At 70.4% G+C, this 16939-nt stretch carries 16 protein-coding genes and 1 riboswitch; of the genes, 9 read left to right on the forward strand and 7 right to left on the reverse strand.

Annotated features, from left to right (window positions below):
• Window positions 1-203: 203 nt before the first annotated feature.
• From BLW43_RS20535 to BLW43_RS20555, 5 genes are read right to left on the reverse strand one after another with little or no spacing between them, the layout of a single operon-like run.
• Complete coding sequence (locus BLW43_RS20535) at window positions 204-581, reverse strand: Fur family transcriptional regulator (protein ID WP_093256337.1); 378 nt, start codon at window positions 579-581, stop codon at window positions 204-206.
• A gap of 17 nt (window positions 582-598) precedes the next feature.
• Entirely contained in the window at window positions 599-2524 is a 1926-nt protein-coding gene (gene thrS / locus BLW43_RS20540) for a threonine--tRNA ligase (RefSeq protein ID WP_245731151.1), read from the reverse strand.
• Window positions 2521-2784, reverse strand: a complete 264-nt coding sequence (gene yidD, locus BLW43_RS20545) for a membrane protein insertion efficiency factor YidD (RefSeq protein WP_342741632.1) — start codon at window positions 2782-2784, stop codon at window positions 2521-2523. The genes thrS and yidD overlap by 4 nt, the downstream gene beginning before the upstream one ends.
• On the reverse strand, window positions 2766-4106 hold the full coding sequence (gene cysS, locus BLW43_RS20550; RefSeq protein WP_093256340.1) for a cysteine--tRNA ligase: 1341 nt from the start codon (window positions 4104-4106) through the stop codon (window positions 2766-2768). The genes yidD and cysS overlap by 19 nt, the downstream gene beginning before the upstream one ends.
• 3 nt (window positions 4107-4109) lie before the next feature.
• Complete coding sequence (locus BLW43_RS20555; protein WP_245731152.1) at window positions 4110-5249, reverse strand: CobW family GTP-binding protein; 1140 nt, start codon at window positions 5247-5249, stop codon at window positions 4110-4112.
• A gap of 110 nt (window positions 5250-5359) precedes the next feature.
• Here BLW43_RS20555 and hisI point away from each other — a divergent pair, with 110 nt between their 5' ends.
• The 5 genes from hisI (at window position 5360) to cbiB (ending at window position 8622) form a co-directional block, all read left to right on the forward strand.
• Entirely contained in the window at window positions 5360-5800 is a 441-nt protein-coding gene (gene hisI, locus BLW43_RS20560) for a phosphoribosyl-AMP cyclohydrolase (protein WP_245731153.1), read from the forward strand.
• Window positions 5801-5810: 10 nt separating this feature from the next.
• Window positions 5811-6536 carry a bifunctional diaminohydroxyphosphoribosylaminopyrimidine deaminase/5-amino-6-(5-phosphoribosylamino)uracil reductase RibD gene (ribD, locus tag BLW43_RS24685; protein WP_093256344.1) on the forward strand — a complete coding sequence of 242 codons (726 nt, stop codon included), beginning with the start codon at window positions 5811-5813 and terminating at the stop codon, window positions 6534-6536.
• Entirely contained in the window at window positions 6536-6928 is a 393-nt protein-coding gene (locus tag BLW43_RS20570; protein ID WP_175479035.1) for a GTP-binding protein, read from the forward strand. The genes ribD and BLW43_RS20570 overlap by 1 nt, the downstream gene beginning before the upstream one ends.
• 205 nt (window positions 6929-7133) lie before the next feature.
• Complete coding sequence (locus tag BLW43_RS20575) at window positions 7134-7379, forward strand: hypothetical protein (RefSeq protein ID WP_093256348.1); 246 nt, start codon at window positions 7134-7136, stop codon at window positions 7377-7379.
• A gap of 307 nt (window positions 7380-7686) precedes the next feature.
• Window positions 7687-8622, forward strand: a complete 936-nt coding sequence (cbiB, locus tag BLW43_RS20580) for an adenosylcobinamide-phosphate synthase CbiB (RefSeq protein ID WP_425441197.1) — start codon at window positions 7687-7689, stop codon at window positions 8620-8622.
• A gap of 3 nt (window positions 8623-8625) precedes the next feature.
• Here the strand turns inward: cbiB and BLW43_RS20585 are convergent, their stop codons facing one another.
• Both BLW43_RS20585 and cobO read right to left on the reverse strand, forming a co-directional pair.
• On the reverse strand, window positions 8626-10071 hold the full coding sequence (locus BLW43_RS20585) for a cobyric acid synthase (RefSeq protein WP_093256350.1): 1446 nt from the start codon (window positions 10069-10071) through the stop codon (window positions 8626-8628).
• 5 nt (window positions 10072-10076) lie between these two features.
• A complete protein-coding gene (gene cobO / locus BLW43_RS20590; protein WP_093256351.1) occupies window positions 10077-10685 on the reverse strand; it encodes a cob(I)yrinic acid a,c-diamide adenosyltransferase in 609 nt (202 codons plus the stop codon).
• Between the two features lie 38 nt (window positions 10686-10723).
• Window positions 10724-10932, forward strand: a riboswitch (cobalamin riboswitch).
• Between the two features lie 73 nt (window positions 10933-11005).
• Between cobO and BLW43_RS20595 the strand changes: the two genes are divergently transcribed.
• Genes BLW43_RS20595 through BLW43_RS20610 form a run of 4 tightly spaced genes read left to right on the forward strand, consistent with a single transcriptional unit; the run spans window position 11006 to window position 16938 of the window.
• Window positions 11006-11404 (forward strand): DUF1636 family protein, encoded by a 399-nt coding sequence (locus BLW43_RS20595; RefSeq protein ID WP_093256352.1) that lies wholly within the window; start codon window positions 11006-11008, stop codon window positions 11402-11404.
• The gene (gene cobW, locus BLW43_RS20600; RefSeq protein WP_093256354.1) at window positions 11401-12456 is read left to right on the forward strand and encodes a cobalamin biosynthesis protein CobW; all 1056 of its coding nucleotides are present in this window, start codon (window positions 11401-11403) and stop codon (window positions 12454-12456) included. Before BLW43_RS20595 ends, cobW begins: the two co-directional genes overlap by 4 nt.
• A 4-nt stretch (window positions 12457-12460) precedes the next feature.
• A complete protein-coding gene (cobN, locus tag BLW43_RS20605; RefSeq protein WP_093256355.1) occupies window positions 12461-15775 on the forward strand; it encodes a cobaltochelatase subunit CobN in 3315 nt (1104 codons plus the stop codon).
• Window positions 15772-16938, forward strand: coding sequence for a hypothetical protein (locus BLW43_RS20610; RefSeq protein WP_093256357.1), 1167 nt, complete (start codon window positions 15772-15774; stop codon window positions 16936-16938). The genes cobN and BLW43_RS20610 overlap by 4 nt, the downstream gene beginning before the upstream one ends.
• Window position 16939: the final 1 nt, after the last annotated feature.

Below are 16939 nucleotides of genomic sequence, written 5' to 3' on the forward strand. Positions count from 1 at the left end.
CGGCCGACCTCCACAACCTCAAGCCGAGAAACGCAACTGTCCGTATGGGCGCCCATAAGGACAGGTACGATCAAGCCGCCTCAGCACGGAAGACGGTCCCCGGCGGAGAGGTACGTTATAATATACAGTCATGAGTCGCTTCAGCTGCGCAAGCGTGCCTTCACCAAACCGATCGGCAGCCGCTAAGCTCCTCTTGTGCCAAGTCACGGGGTCTGCCCGGCGCCGCAGGTGGCGCAGATGCCGTGAACCTCGATCACGTGACGCTGGGGTGCGAAACCGCTCTCTCCGAGAATGCCCGAGAGCGTCGTCAGCACATCCGGCGCCAGGCGCTCTTCGACCATGCCGCAATCCTCGCAGATCGACAGGATGGACGCGCTCTGGTGGCCATCGCATTGGCAGGCGATATACGCCTTGAGCGATTCGACCCGATGGGCCCGACCCTGTTTGGTCAGCGCCGCCAAAGCATTGTAGACAGTCGGCGGCGCGATCTTCGGGTGCGCAGCGCGCAGGTCCCTGAGCACATCGTACGCCGTCATGGGTGCGTGGCGGCGGCGCAAGGCGGCCAGCACCTCCGACTGCATCCGTTCGCCCCGCTTGCTCACTGGACGTGACCACGCGGGGGCCGCGCGTCGTGCGCGAGGCGCGCGACCGCGTCGGCGAGATCGAGCGTCTGCGTCGCGTCGGTTCCGCGCCGTCGGACCGTGACCGTCCGCTCCCCGGCCTCACGGGCCCCAAGAGCGATCTGGACGGGGACCTTCTTCAGCGCGTGCTCCCGGACCTTGTAGCTGATCTTTTCGTTGCGCAGGTCCGTCTCCACCCTGAGCCCAGATGCGCGCAGAGCCGCGGCGACCTCCGCCGCCCAGAGGTCGGCGGCCTCGGTGACGGTGGCGACCACGGCTTGCACCGGCGCAAGCCAGAGCGGCAGGTGGCCTGCGTGATGCTCGATCAGGATGCCGGTGAACCGCTCGAGCGAGCCGAACAGCGCGCGATGCAGCATGACCGGAGGCAATGTGTCGCCGGAGGGCGCGACATAGGTCGTTCCGAACCGTTCGGGCAGATTGAAATCGACCTGCAGCGTGCCGCATTGCCAGTCGCGCCCGATGGCGTCGCGCAGGACATATTCCAGCTTGGGGCCATAGAAAGCGCCTTCGCCGTCGAACACGGTGTAGGTGCGCCCGGCGGCGTCGAGCGCGTCGCGCAACGCCCCTTCCGATCGGTCCCAGGTCTCCTCCGATCCGATCCGGTTCTCGGGGCGTGTCGACAGCTTGATCGCGACGTCTTCGAAGCCGAAGTCCCGATAGATCGACAGCACGAGGTCGTTGACCTTCAGGCACTCGTCGGTCAGCTGCTCTGGCGTGCAGTAGATGTGGGCGTCGTCCTGCGTGAAGCTGCGGACCCTCAACAGCCCGTGCAACGCGCCGGAGGGCTCGTAACGATGGACCTTGCCGAACTCCGAGAGCTTCAGCGGCAGATCGCGGTAGCTCTTCGCACCCTGCCCATAGATCAGCATGTGACCGGGGCAGTTCATCGGTTTCAGCGCGAAGTCGCGATCGTCTTCGGTTCTCGTGAGAAACATGTTGGCGCGATAGTTCTGCCAGTGACCCGAGGTTTCCCACAGTGCGCGGTCCATGATGTCGGGTGAGTTCACCTCGGCATAACCCGCCGCCTCCTGACGGTCGCGCATGTACCCGATCAGTGTCTGGAACAATCGCCAACCGCGCGGGCGCCAGAAGACCGCGCCCGGCGCGATCTCCTCGAAATGAAAAAGATCCATCTCGCGGCCCAGCCGCCGGTGGTCGCGCTTCGCCGCCTCGGCCGCCATGGCCAGATGGGCCTCCAGGGCCGCCCTGTCGGCGAAGGCCACGCCATAGATACGGCTTAGCATCGGGTTCTTCGCGTCGCCCCGCCAATAGGCGCCTGCGACGCGCGTCAGCGTGAAGGCCAGCCCGACGTCTCCGGTGTGACGCATGTGCGGACCGCGGCACAGGTCCAGCCAGTCGCCCTGACGGTAGACGGTGACCGGATCGCCCTCAGGGATCGCGTCCAGCAGCGCAAGTTTGTACGTCTCACCGGCGTTTGAGAAATGCGCCTGGGCCGCCTCCCGGCTCCACTGCTCGCGAGTGAATGGCGTGCGCGCGGCGATGATCTCGCGCATCGTCGCCTCGATGGCGGGCAGGTCATCAGGCGTGAACGGCGTCTCGCGCTCGAAATCGTAATAGAACCCGTGCTCGATGGCGGGGCCGATGGCGGTCCGCGTCTGCGGCCACAGCATCTGCACCGCTTCGGCCAGAACGTGGGCGAGGTCGTGGCGGATCAAGTGCAGCGCGGTCGGGTCGTCGCGTGCGATCAGATCGACCGCCGCGCCATCGGGCAATGCGGCGGACAGATCGCTCAACCGCCCATCAACGCGCGCGGCGACCGTGCGCTTGGCCACACTCGGGCCAATGGCGGCCGCCAGATCGGCCGCGGTGCTGGATGGCGACAGCGCACGCACGGCGCCGTCGGGAAGGCGGACATGGATCACTCGGACGCCTTTCGTTTCGCCACGTCGGGGACCGGGTCGTGGCCGCATCCGCCGAAGGGATTGCACCGCGCGAGGCGGCGAAGGATGAGCCAGAGGCCACCCAGCGGCCCGTGGGTTCGAAGCGCCTCGATCGCGTAGAGAGAGCAGCTTGGCTGGAAGCGGCACCAATGGCCGAGCCACGGCGACAGAAATAGCCGATAGCCCCGGATCGGAAGCACAAGCAGCCAGATGGCGACGCCCCTCATGCGCGCATCCGCCATCGGCTCTGATCGCCGGCGTCTTCAACCTCGACCCCAAGGGCTGCGAGATCGTCGCGCAGCGCGTCTGCGCGGGTCCAGGCACGTTGCGCCCGCGCCTGCGCCCGTTCGGCGACCAGCGTGTCGATACGGGACGGGTCATCCGCGCCCGCGCGCATCCAGGCAGCCGCATCCTGCTGCAGAAGGCCAAGCCACGCTCCGCCCCGCCATAGGGCCGCTGCAAGCGCCGCCCGCCGTCCGGGGTCGGACGACGCATTGAGGCGCCCGGCAAGCGCGTGCAGGGCTGACAACGCGGCGGGCGTGTTCAGATCGTCATCCAAGGCCGCCTGCACCGGCGCCATATCGCTGGCCAGCGGATCGGTCGGCGTCAGATCGCGCAGGGCGCCATAGAGGCGGTCGAGCGCGGCTCTGGCCGCACGCGGCGTGTCCGGTGTCCAGTCCAGCGGCTGGCGGTAATGCGCGGCAAGGAGCGCGTAGCGGATGGCCTCGCCAGGAGTGTCGGCAAGAAGATCGCGGACGCGCAGCACATTGCCCAGCGACTTGGACATCTTGGCGCCTGAAATTGTGACGTGACCGTTGTGCACCCAGAAGCGCGCGTCAGTGCCTTGCGCGATCTCGTTTTCGTGGTGGGGAAAGCGCAGGTCGATCCCGCCGCCATGGATGTCGATCCGCTCACCCAGATGGGCCCGGATCATCGCGGAGCATTCGATGTGCCAACCCGGGCGGCCATACCCCCACGGGCTTTCCCAACCGGGCTCGATGACTTGCGCCGGTTTCCAGAGGACGAAGTCGAGGGGATCGCGTTTCCAGGGTGCGACCTCGACACGCGCGCCCGCGAGCATCTCGTCCGGGTTCGCGCCTGACAGACGACCATAGGCCGGAAAGCCGGGGATGTGGAAAAGGACGTGGCCCTTGATCCGGTAGGCGCGTCCCTGCGCGATCAGATCCTCGATCATCGCGATCATCTGCGCGATGTGATCCGTCGCGCGCGGCTCGATATCCGGGGCTTCGACGCCGAGAGCCGTCAGGTCCGCGTGGTATGCATTGGTGAAACGCGCGGCGATTTCGCTGCAGGTGACGCCTTCGGCGGTTGCTGCGACGATGATCTTGTCGTCCACATCCGTGATATTGCGGGCGTACGTGACCCTGGGGAAATGCGCGCGACACACGCGCGCCAGGACGTCGAACACGACAGCCGGCCGGGCATTGCCGATATGTGCGAACGAATAGACGGTCGGCCCGCAGACATACATCCGCACATGGTGCGGATCGTGCGGGACAAATCGCTCGACCCTGCGGCCCATGGAATTGAACAGGCGCAGCATGGCTCAGAAAGGCATCTCAAGGACGCCGACCGGCTTGTCGCTGTCGCCCGCTTTCACGGTGTCGATCCGCATGCGCAGCGTCTCAAGACAGGCCTTGACGTCGTTCTTCTCGATGTCGCGCGCGATCACGACAATCCGGCTCGTTGTGTCCTTGCCCGACCACCCTTCGAGAAGCACCGGCGCATCGACGATGTGCTGAACGCCATGAAGGACGAAGGGACATGCAAACCCCTCGACATGCACGATCCCCTTCATCCGCAGGATATCGGGACCGGCGAACGTCATGAGCATCTCGAGCGTGAAATCGAAGACACCCGGCTGGATCGGGTCGCGCACCTCGATCGACGCCGAACCGATCCGCTGGTTGTGACGCGCCTGCGGCGCGCCCCCGGACATCAGCAACGGGGACGGCATGTCGTCCTGTCGCGCGCCGCCAGCAAGTCCAATCAGGGAAGACTGCTCAGGTTGCCTGGCGTCAAGCCACGTATCGACTTCGTCAGGCGTCGCGCCCGGGCGCAGCGCGGACAGGCCGAACAAGGCGCCTGCCGGCACGCGACCATAGTCAGCCTGAACACGCCGCGCCCTCGTGTTGATCGTGTCGAGGTGGGCCTGGAAGCGCGCGCGCTCCTCCGTCGTCACCAGATCGGACTTCGTGACGACGATCAGGTCCGCCATCGCGATCTGCTGAACCGCCTCCGCCTGCTTTTCGAGCGTGCGTCGCCCTGTCGCGGCGTCGGCAAGGGTCACAACCCCGTCCACGCGGAACGATGACGCAACAAACTCATCAACGACGAGAGTGTGAAGGATCGGCCCGGGGTCCGCGATCCCCGTGGTTTCGATGACGACGCGGTCAAAGGCCAGGTCGCCCCACATGCGTCGCGCCATCAGCGACCGCAACGTCTTCGATATGTCGCCGCGAAAGGTGCAGCAAAGACAGCCGGACTGCATGAGGACGATCTCCTCGGTCGCCTCCCGAACAAGATCGTGATCGAGTCCGATATCGCCGAACTCGTTCATGATGACGGCGACCCGACCCGCCGCAGGGTCACGCAGCAGGTGGTTCAGGAGAGTGGTTTTGCCAGCACCCAGAAACCCGGTCAGCAACGTCACCGGAACACGGCTGTCCTCCGTCGCCATCGTCATGCCAACCCCTTTACAATGCCGACCGCGTGGTGAATGGTTTTTTATGTTATAAAGTTGGTGCAATCAAGGGATCGCCGATGGCCACTGCGAGATTTCAGCCGCGACGATCGGTGCAGCAGGTGGAGGAAGGCGCAGAGCTGGCCCCGAGGTTCGGCCCGGATGGCCTCATGCCCTGTGTCACGAGCGACGCAGGCACGGGCGAGGTGCTCATGCTCGGCTGGATGGATGCGGCGGCGCTTGCTCTGACGCTGGAGACGGGCGAGGCCCACTACTTCAGTCGCACGCGACAGGCGCTCTGGCGCAAGGGCGCCACATCAGGTCTGGTGCAGAGGGTGGTCGAAGCCCGGATCGATGACGACCAGGACGCGCTGTGGCTGCGGGTGGATGTGGCCGGCTCAGGCGCGTCCTGTCATGTCGGCTATCGATCGTGCTTCTATCGCGCCGTACCGTTCGGGCGCGACGCCGATCAACCGCTGGCGTTCACCGAAGATCGGAAAACGTTTGACCCCGACGAAGTCTACGGCGATGCCCCCAACCCGACCCGGCTCTGATCGTCTCTGGATGCGGCGGGCGTTGAGCCTGGCCGAGCGCATGCGCGGGCATGTGTGGCCGAACCCTCCGGTCGGCTGCGTGATCGTCAAGGACGGAACCCGCGTCGCCGAAGCCGCAACGCATCCGGGCGGCCGACCCCATGCGGAGCGCGTGGCGCTGGACAGGGCAGGAGCCGACGCCGGCGGCGCCACGCTCTACGTGACGTTGGAGCCATGTTGCCATTGGGGTGAAACACCGCCCTGCGCCGACGCCATCGTGACGGCTGGCGTGTCTCGGGTGGTGTGCGCAGTGCGGGATCCGGACCCCAGGGTGAACGGAGGCGGCTTCGCCAGACTGAGGGCTGGCGGCGTGGAGGTGACGGTCGGGGTCCTCGCCGAGGCGGCGAGGCGAATGATGTCGGGATTTTTCCACCGTGTTCGTTTCGGGTCGCCGGAGATCGTCGTGTTGGCCGCACTGCGCCACGACGTTCCGCCTGGTGTCGATGCGCTTTTGACGCCTCCGCACGGCGGGCGTCGGCTTGTCACGCGCTCGGGCGACATCGACATCGCGGGCATTGAGAGTGATCGGCTTCTTGATCGGATGAACGCGGCTGGCCTCACATCGGTCGCTCTGCTAGCAAATGATCCGCTTATCAGGCGATCGGCGCCGGACAGACTTGCCGGCTGGGCGTACGGCTTCCCGTTGCACCGCGACGGCGCGATAACGATGATGGACGAAACGAGAGGGCCGGTGTGATGGCGCGTATTCCCGTCACGATCGTGACGCGATTTCCGGGCGCCGGCAAAACGACGCTCCTGAACCGTCTGCTCACCGAGCCCGGTTTCCAGCGAACGGCTGTCGTCATCAACGAGTTCGGCGAGGCGGGCGTGGACGGCGCGCTGGTCGCGCGCGGCGATGAACGGGCGTTCATGCCCTCTGGCCAGCGGTCCAGGCCGCGGGTCCTTCATGTGGTCGGCCATGTCGTCGGGTCACCGCGCCATCTCGACGGCTGGCCAGAGGGCGTGAAAAGCACCCGGCTGGTGATGATCGTCGCCGGCGCCGGGCTCGAGGACGCAGCGGCGCTGCTCAGGCGGCGTGCGCCAGAATTCATCCCGTACGACTCCAACATCGACGGTGTCGCTGCGTGACTGGTGCTGCATCGACCGGACGATGGCGGTCATGGTGCCCCTGTCGCCGGCACGCGTGGTGGCGCAGGGTGAGGGTCGCGCGGGGCGCCCACCGGCGGAATACGTCAAATGGCATGACGCCGGGCCCCGCATCAGTATTGAAGGACCGATCGCCCATGGCGCCCATCGGCGTCAGAGTCCGTCGGCGCAGATTTAAAGGCACACCATGGTGAAGCGACTTGACACCTACGAGGACTGGAAGGCGTGCATCACGGTCGATTGCGGCATTCCGCTCACACACGCGTTCTGCCTTGAGCGCATCGCGGAGCTGCACAAGGCCGAGGACTGGCCGACCAACCGCTTTGTCGCGACATGGGGCGATGCGCATCGGCTTCGCGTGATCGCGTGGTTCGAGCGCGCCGCCGCCGAGTTATCGCCGAAACAGAGCGCAGTAGGCTCCGCGGACGGGTGACGGCCCGGCGCGCAGCGTTGGGGTCAGCGATCCGCATCGTGCATTCCCGCAACCGTGGTTTGAGATAGCTTGTCCACGAATTTGTGTTCGGTTCACCCACCCAAGCGGTTCCAGTCGCCGTCGGATAAGAGCCGGGGGTCAAGTCATTGCGATACTCTCGGAAGGCGATCCTGGGCTTCTTTGTGGGAGCGCGTGGTCGTTCGAACACGAAGGGCGCGGCGGGCACGACGGGAGAGCAACGGATGGCCGCCGAAATGGACGTCGCCCGACAAACGGCCCGCCCGCCCAGGGTGCCGGAGCGCGGACGGTGAGCGCCGCGGCGATGGCCGCGCTCGCCATTCTGATTGACGCGGCGCTCGGCTGGCCCGACCCGCTGTTCCGGCGGATTGGCCACCCGGTGACGTGGATCGGCGCGCTGATCGCGCGGCTCGACCGGGGCTTCAACCGGGGCGGGCGCGGCCGCCGCCTTTTCGCAGGGGGCGTTGCTACTGCGGTGGTCGTCGCGGCGGCGGCCCTGCCGATGGCGCTGATCGAGGCGGTGCTACCGCCCGGACCCGTCGGGCTCGCCCTCGCGGCGGCGCTCTGCTGGCCGTGGCTCGCCGTGCGGTCGCTGCACGACCATGTCGCGGCGGTGGCGACGCCGCTGGCCGCGGGCGACCTCGCCGGGGCGCGGCGCGCGGTGGCGATGATCGTCGGGCGCGATCCGGAGCGGCTGGACGCCGCAGGCGTCTCGCGCGCGGCGCTTGAGAGCCTGGCCGAGAACGCTTCCGACGGGGTGACGGCGCCGCTGTTCTGGGCGGTCGTCGGCGGGCTGCCGGGCGTCGCCGCCTACAAGGCGATCAATACGCTCGACTCGATGATCGGGCATCGCACCCCCGACCACGAGGCTTTTGGCAAGGCCGCCGCGCGGCTCGATGACCTCGTAAACCTTATCCCCGCGCGACTGACGGGGCTGGCCCTCGCGCTGGTCTCGGCGCGGCCGCGGACGGCGGTCGCGACCATGCTGCGCGACGCGCCCAGACACCGCTCGCCGAACGCGGGTTGGCCAGAGGCGGCGATGGCGGCGGGGCTCGGCGTGCGCGTCTCAGGGCCGCGGGTCTACGGCGACCGGGTCGCGGACGAGCCGTGGGTGAACGCGGGCGCGCCGGACCCGGACGCGCTGGCGATCCGCCGCGGCCTCGCGCTCTACCGGCGCATGATGGCGCTGGCGCTGCTCGCGCTGGTCATCGCCGCGCTCGCCTGACGCTCAACCCGCCGCGGCGAGCAGGCCGTCGACGTCGAGGTGGCGCTCCAGATGGTCGGCCAGCGCGTCGAGCGTCGCCTCCACGCCAGCGTCGTAGCCCGTGGACGCGGCGACGCCGAAGCCCCCGAGGAACGCCGCGCGAAAACCGTCGTCGCGGAACATGCCGTGCAGATAGCTGCCCGCCACGCGTCCGCAGGCGCTGGTCGCGCCCTCTGGCGCACCGTCGACGGTGGCGAAGGGGCGCGCGCAGTCCGGTCCATCGGTCCGACCGATGTGAATTTCGTAGCCGCGGAACGCCGCTCCCGTGGCGACGTGGACGGCGGCGGTCTCCGTCAGGCGCTTGTCCAGCGTCATCGCCGTCGCGACGTCCAGCAGGCCCAGCCCCGCGTCCTGCCCGCGCGGTCCCTCGATCCCCTCGGGGTCGGCCACGCTGCGGCCGAGCATCTGGTAGCCGCCGCACAAACCCAGCACCCGCCCGCTGCGGCGCACATGCGCGGCGAGGTCAACGTCCCAGCCCTGCGCGCGCAGGAAGGCGAGGTCGCCGCGGGTGGATTTGGAGCCCGGGATCACCACGAGCGCCGCGTCGCCGGGAACGGCCCGCCCCGGCGCCAACATGGTCAAGCGCACCCCCGGCTCCTGCGCCAGCGGATCGAGGTCGTCGAAGTTGGCGATGCGCGACAATTGCAGGCAGACGACATGCAGGCCTGCCTCGCGACGCGGTGCGGCGACGTCGAGCGCGTCCTCCGCAGGAAGCCGCCATGCCTCCGCGAACCACGGCGCGACACCAAAGCCGCGCCAGCCGGTGCGCGCGGCGATCATGGCGTAGCCGTCGTCAAACAGCGTGGGATCGCCTCGGAAGCGGTTGATGATGAAGCCGCGGATCATGGCCGCGTCGTCGTGGTCGAGCACCGCCTGCGTTCCGACGATCTGCGCGATCACTCCGCCGCGGTCGATGTCGCCGACGAGGACGACCGGCGTGTCCGTAGCGCGCGCGAAGCCCATGTTGGCGATGTCGCGCGGGCGCAGGTTGATCTCGGCGGGCGAGCCGGCGCCCTCAGCGATAACGAGGTCATGGGCGGCGCGAAGGCGCCCGAAGCTTTCGAGAACGGGCGGCATCAGGGCGGGCTTCAGCGCGGCGTAGTCGCGCGCCTGCGCCTTCGCTAGGCGGCGGCCCTGAACAATCACCTGTGCGCCGACGTCGGTCTCGGGCTTGAGCAGCACCGGGTTCATGTCGGTGTGGGGCGGCAGGCCGCAGGCCAGCGCCTGCAGCGCCTGCGCCCGGCCGATTTCACCGCCGTCCGCTGTCACGGCGGCGTTGTTGGACATGTTCTGCGGCTTGAACGGCGCCACCGACAGGCCGCGCCGACGGGCGGCGCGGCAGAGGCCCGCGACGATCATCGATTTGCCGACGTTGCTGCCGGTCCCCTGGATCATCAGCGCGCGGCCCATCGCGCTCAGAACTCCACGCCTTTCTGCGCCACCACGCCTTCGCGGAACGGGTGCTTGACCAGCGTCATCTCGGTCACGAGGTCCGCGGCCTCGATCAGTTCGGGTTTGGCGTTGCGACCCGTGAGACACACATGGGTCATTGGCGGCTTCCTGTCGCGCAGGAAGGTCACCACCTCGGCGAGGTCGAGGTACTCGTAGCGCAGCGCGATGTTGATCTCGTCGAGCAGCACGAAGCGGATGGTGGGGTCCAGGATCTGCTCCTGCGCGATGCGCCAGCCGTTGCGGGCGGCGGCGATGTCGCGGTCGCGGTCCTGCGTCTCCCAGGTGAAGCCTTCGCCGGAGACGAAGAACCTGCACTCCTCTGCAAAACCTTCGCGCAAGAAGGTCTTTTCCCCCGTCTCCCAGTTGCCCTTGATGAACTGCACGACGGCGCAGGGCATTCCATGCGCGATACATCGCATGATCATGCCGAAACCGGAGGAGGATTTACCCTTGCCTGCACCAGTATGAACGATGATGAGGCCCCGCTCCTCGGTCTTGGTCTTCATCATTTCATCGCGAGCCGCCTTGATGCGGCGCATCTTCTTGGTATGGCGGGCGGCGATGTCGTCCATGGTCGGGCTCCGGCGCGCTTGACAGCAGGGGTGGCGGGCCGCATGGCTAGCACGTCGGTGCCCGTGGCGACACGGGTTAAAAGGGAATGCGCAGGCACACCGCTGAGCGCAGCCGCCCCCGCGACCGTGACCGGAGAGGTCGCCCTGTGGTCACTGGTGAAAGCCGGGAAGGCCGGGCGACCGCAGGAGCGAGGCAAGCGCTCCGGAATCCGCAAGCCGGGAAACCTGCCGACGCAGGATATCTGACCGGACGGGGTGTTCCGGTGACGTCAGATGCGAGTCTGCCGCCGCTCGGCCCCCGTCCCGCTTGCGGGATGCACATGACGACAGGACGCGGCGCCGCCGACATCGAACTTCTGGTCTGCATGACCTGTCGGCGCGCGGGCGTCGAGCCGCCCGCCGACACGCGCGAGGGCGCGACGCTGTTCGCCGCGCTGGCCGAGGCCGCCGGTCCGGATGGCCCGCGCGTCGTGCCGGTGGAGTGCCTGTCGAACTGCCGCGCGGGCTGCACCGTGGCGCTGCGCGGCCCCGGGCGCTGGACCTACGTCTATGGCGCGCTGCACGAGGTCGAGCATGTCGCGACCGTGCTCGACGGCGCCGCGCGCTACGCCGCCGCGCCCGACGGGCTGGTCCCGTGGCGGGAGCGGCCCGAGCATTTCCGCCGCAACTGCGTCGCCCGCGTCCCCCCGCCGACCCCGGTTCTGGAGAAGCCCGAATGAGCGATCTCGCCAAGATCCCCGTCACCGTCGTCACCGGCTTTCTCGGTTCGGGCAAGACGACGCTGATCTCCCATCTTCTGCGCAACTCGGGCGGGAGACGCCTCGCCGTGGTGGTCAACGAGTTCGGCGACGTCGGCGTCGACGGCGAGATCCTGAAGGGTTGCGCGCTGCCCGACTGTCCGGAAGACAATATCGTGGAGCTCGCCAACGGCTGCATCTGCTGCACCGTCGCCGACGACTTCATCCCCACCATCGAGGCGCTGATGGCGCTGGACCCGCGCCCGGACCACATTCTGATCGAGACGTCCGGCCTCGCCCTGCCGAAGCCGCTGCTGAAGGCTTTCGACTGGCCGCCGATCCGCTCGCGCGTCACCGTGGACGGCGTGATCGCGCTGGCGGACGCGGAGGCCGTGGCCGCAGGCCGTTTCGCGCCGAGCCCCGCGGCGGTGGAGGCCCAACGGCTGGCTGACGACAGCCTCGACCACGAGACGCCGCTGTCGGAGGTGTTCGAGGACCAGATCGCCTGCGCCGACATCGTGGTGCTGACCAAACCCGACCTCGCCGGGCCGGAGGGCGTGGCGAAGGCCCGCGCGGTCATCGCCGCGGAGGCGCCGCGCCCGTTGCCGGTGATCGAGGCCGCCGAAGGTGTCGTGGACCCGCGCGTCATCCTCGGTCTTGGCGCGGCGGCGGAGGACGACCTCGTGGCGCGCCCCTCGCACCACGACGGCGAGGCCGAACACGACCACGAGGATTTCGAGAGCGTCGTCGTCGATCTGCCCGAAGTCGCCGATCCGGCCGAACTCGTCGCCCGCGTCGAACGGCTGGCGCGCGAGCGCAACGTTCTGCGCATCAAGGGTTATGCGGCGGTGGAGGGCAAGCCGATGCGGCTGCTGGTGCAGGCGGTCGGCGCGCGGGTGCGCTGGCAGTACGACAGGCCGTGGGGTCCAGGCGCGGCGCGTCTTGGCCGTCTCGTCGTCATCGCCGAGCACGACGACGTCGACGAAGCCGCGATCCGCGCCATTCTGGCCCCCGAGCCGCAGGCCGTCGGCTGAGCCCATGCACGTCGTTTTCCGCGAGAGCCGGGGGCTCGACGAGACCGAGACCCCGACCGACCTGGGCCAGAGCCCGGCCGATCTCGTGGCGCTGTCGCTGTCCGACAGCGACCTTGGCGCCTTCGCCGCCGGGTGGCGGCGGGGCGGCGGAGCGGAAGGGCGGCTGCCGTCGCTCAGGCTCGCCAACATCGCGGCGCTGAAGCACCCGCTCTCGGTCGACGCCTATGTCGAGACCACCCTGAGCGGCGCGCGGGGGATCCTGATCCGGATCATCGGCGGCGCGCCCTACTGGCCCTACGGTCTGCAACAGATCTCGGCGCTGGCGCGCGAGAAGGGGATCGCGCTGGCGGTTCTGCCCGGCGACGGGCGACCAGACCCGGCGCTCGACGCCGCCTCCACGGCTCCGGTGTCGACGCTGCGCCGCCTCGCCGCGCTCTGCGACGCAGGCGGCGCGGTGGCGGCGCAGGCGGCGCTGGCGCAACTGGCGCTGGCCGCCGGGCTCTACGCCGCGCCGGTCGCAGGCGCCAAGGCGGCGCCGGAGGTCGGCGGCTGGACCCCCAGCGCCGGGTTGACCTGCGCCGTCCTGCCCGCGCTCGCTGTCGACGCCGAACGCCCGCTGGCGCTGGTGGTCTTCTATCGCTCCTTCCTCGTCGCCGCCGACCTCGCGCCGGTCGAGGCGCTGTGCGCGGCGCTGGAGGCGCGTGGCTTCCGCAGCTTCGCCCTGTTCGCGCCGTCGCTGAAGGCCGAGGCGGCGGCGCGCTGGCTTGCGCGCCGGGTGGCGGCGCTGCGGCCCGCGGTCGTCGTCAACGCGACGTCGTTCTCGGCGCGCGGCGAGGACGGCACCTCGCCGCTCGACGCCGCCGGAGTTCCGGTGTTCCAGACCGCGCTCGCGACCTGCCCGCGACAGGACTGGGCGCGCGACGCGCGCGGCCTGTCGCCGGCCGATCTCGCCATGCACATCGCGCTCCCGGAGGTGGACGGACGGGTGTTCGCCGGGGTGGTCTCGTTCCGCGACCCCGAACCGCCCGATCCAGACCTCCAGTTCTCCCGCCGCGCCCACGCGCCGGACGCCGAGCGCGTGGGCGCCGCCGCCGACCGGATCGCGGGCTGGGCGCGGCTTGCGGCGGCCCCGCGGGCGCGGCGACGCGCGGCGCTCGTGCTCTCGACCTATCCCGGGCGCGCGTGGAATCTCGCCCATGCGGTGGGGCTCGACGCGATCGCGTCGGCCGACGCCATCCTCGCCGACCTCGCCGCGGGGGGATGGGACACGCGGCCTGGGCTAACGGCGCAGGATCTGGCCGCCGCGTCCCTGCGCTGGCCGCTGGCGGACTACCGCGCCGCGCTGGCGCGCCTGCCCGCCGCCCTGCGCGACGATCTGAACGCCGCCTGGGGCGCGCCCAAGGACGACCCGGCCGCGGTCGACGGCGCGATGGCGTTCGCGGCGCTGCGCCGGGGCGCGGTGGTGGTCGCGCTCCAGCCCGAGCGCGGGCGGCCCGCCGACCGGGACGCCCAGTATCACGACCTCGTCCGCACGCCGCGTCACGCCTATGTCGCTTTCTATCTGTGGCTGCGGTCGCAGGTCGATGCGCTGGTGCACGTCGGCGCGCACGGGACGCTGGAGTGGCTGCCGGGCAAGGCCTGCGCGCTGTCGCGCGACTGCTGGCCCGACGCGCTGACAGGGGCGCTGCCGGTGATCTATCCCTTCATCGTCAACGACCCCGGCGAGGCGGCGCAGGCCAAGCGCCGGATCGGCGCCGTCACGCTCGGCCATGTCCCGCCGCCGCTTGTCCGCGCCGGGGCGAGCGCGCGGCTGACGCGGCTTGAGGCGTTGCTCGACGAATTCTCCAACGCCGACGGGCTCGACCCGCGCCGCCGCGAGCGCCTGATCGGCGACATTCGCGCGGAGGCGCGCGCGGCGGGGGTGGAGGACGACCTCGGCCTCGCCCCCGGCGCTTGCCCAGCTGAGGCCGTGACGCGAATCGACCGCTTCGTCTGCGACGTCAAGGACAGCCAGTTCGGCGACGGACTGCACGTCTGGGGCCGCGCGCCGCGCGCCGACGCCGGAGACGACGCCACAGACGACATGGCGGCCGACGTCGCCGACTGCGCCGGGGCCGAGCGCCGCGCGCTGCTCGACGCGCTGGACGGTCGGCGGATCGCGCCGGGTCCCTCCGGTTCGCCGTGGCGGGGACGGCGCGACGTGCTGCCGACCGGGCGCAACCTCTACGCCGTCGACCCGCGGGCGACGCCGAGCCGCAACGCCTTCGCGCAGGGCGTGCGCCTCGCCGACGAGCTGGTGCGCCGCCACCTGCAGGACCATGGCGACTGGCCGCGCGGGCTGGTGCTGGACCTCTGGGGCTCCGCCACAATGCGCACGGCGGGCGAGGAGTTCGCCATGGCGCTGCGCCTGATCGGCGCGCGACCGGTCTGGGACGAGGGATCCGAGCGGGTCGGCGGCGTGGAGATCCTGCCCATCGCCGAACTCGACCGCCCCCGGCTCGACGTAACGCTGCGGGTCTCGGGGCTTTTCCGCGACGTCTTTCCCGGCCTGACGGCGCTGTTCGCGCAAGCGGTCCGGGCGCTGGCCGCGCGCGACGAGGCGCCTGACTGGAACCCCTATGTCGCCGCGCCGGGCGCGCGCGTCTACGGCCCGGCGCCGGGAACCTATGGCGCGGGCCTCGGCGCCCTGCTCGCGGGAGACGAGGCAGTCGCGCGGCGCGCGGCGGGCGAGGCGTGGCTGGCCGCGTCGGCCTGGGCGCTGGACGGCTCCCGCGCCGCAGCGGACCCCGAGGGTCTTCGCTCCCGCGTCGCCGGGGCCGACGCCTTCGCCCATGTCCAGGACCTGCCCGAGACCGACCTGCTGCTGGCCGAGGACTACGCCGCCCACGAAGCGGGCTTTGCCGCCGCGCAGGCGGCGGCTGGCGGGTCGGCGGCGCTCTATCACCTCGACGCGACCAACCCGGACCGGCCGCGGGCGCGGGCGCTGACCGAGGAGATCGCCCGCGTCGTGCGCGCCCGCGCCGCCAACCCGGCCTGGATCGCGGGCATGCGTCGGCACGGCTTCCGCGGCGCGGCGGAAATTGCGGCGACGCTGGAGAACCTCGCCGCCTTCGCGCGGCTTGCGGACGTGGTGCCCGGCCATCTGTTCGACCTCTACTGGGACGCGACGCTGGGCGACGCGCCGACCGAGGCATTCCTCGCCGCGGCCAACCCGCAGGCGCTGGCGGCGATGCGGGCGCGCTTCGCCGCCCTGCGCGCCGCGGGGCTGTGGCGAACCCGGCGCAACGCGATCGTCGCGGCGCTGGAGGGCGCCGGATGAGCGGCGCGGTGAAGGGCTGGTGCCCGGGCGCACATCGGCCGATGACCGCCGCCGACGGCCTGATCGTGCGCGTCAGGCCGCCGCTGGGGGCGTTGTCGCCAGAGACTGCGGCGGGTTTCGCGGCGCTGGCGGCACGCTGGGGCTCCGGCCGGATCGAACTGACGGCGCGCGCAAACCTCCAGCTTCGCGGCGTGCGGCCCGGGGCGCTGGAGGCGCTGCTGGCGGGGCTCGACGCGCTTGGCCTGCTCGACGCCGATCCGGCGACTGAAGCGCGGCGCAATGTCGTGCTGACGCCGTTCCGCGATGACGCGCGCGATCTGGAGGCCGTGGCCGCGGGTCTCGCCGAGGGGCTCGCCGACCCTGCTTTCGCAGGTTTGCCCGGCAAGTTCGGCTTCGTTGTGGACGCCGCGCCGGGCGCCCGCGCACTGACAGGCGTGAGCGGCGACGTGCGCGTCGAGGGCTCAGGGCCGGCCATGGTCGTGCGCCCGGACGGCGCGCCGACCGGGCGCATCGTGACGGATGCGGCGGAGGCCGTCGCGCTGGCGCTGGCGCTGGCGCGCTGGTTCCTCGCCGCAGGTGGCGTCGGCCCGGACGGCCGCGGCCGGATGCGCGCCCTGCTCGCCACAGGCGCGCTCCCACCGGCGGCGCTGGTGGGCGCGGCGACGCCCGATCCCGCGGCGCCGCCGCCCCGGCCGGGGCCGCGGGCAGGTGGGCTCTGCGTCGCCGCCGCCTTAGGCGAGATGTCGGCCGATGCGCTGGAGCGTGTCGCGCGCGCCGCGGACGACGCGCTGCGCGTAACCCCGTTCCGGATGCTCTTCCTGCCGCGGGTGGCGAGCGGCGCGCTGCTTGGCGACGTCGCGGGCCTGATCCTCGACCCGGACGACCCACTGTTGCGCGTGACCGCCTGCGTCGGCGCGCCCGACTGCGCCGAAGCGGGCGGCGCGACGCGAGGCGCGGCCCGCGCGCTCGCGCCGTATGTCCGGCCGGGTTCGCATCTGCACGTCTCCGGCTGCGCCAAGGGATGCGCGCGGCCCGGCCCCGCGCCGTGGACGCTGGTTGCGCGCGGCGGCCGCTTCGACCTTGTCGCGGGCGGCGCGGCGCGCGACGCGCCCGCTGCCCTAGACCTGACGCCAGACGACGCCCGCCGCCGCATTCAAGGCTGAC

It is taken from the genome of Rubrimonas cliftonensis, from assembly GCF_900107585.1.
Classification (GTDB): domain Bacteria; phylum Pseudomonadota; class Alphaproteobacteria; order Rhodobacterales; family Rhodobacteraceae; genus Rubrimonas; species Rubrimonas cliftonensis.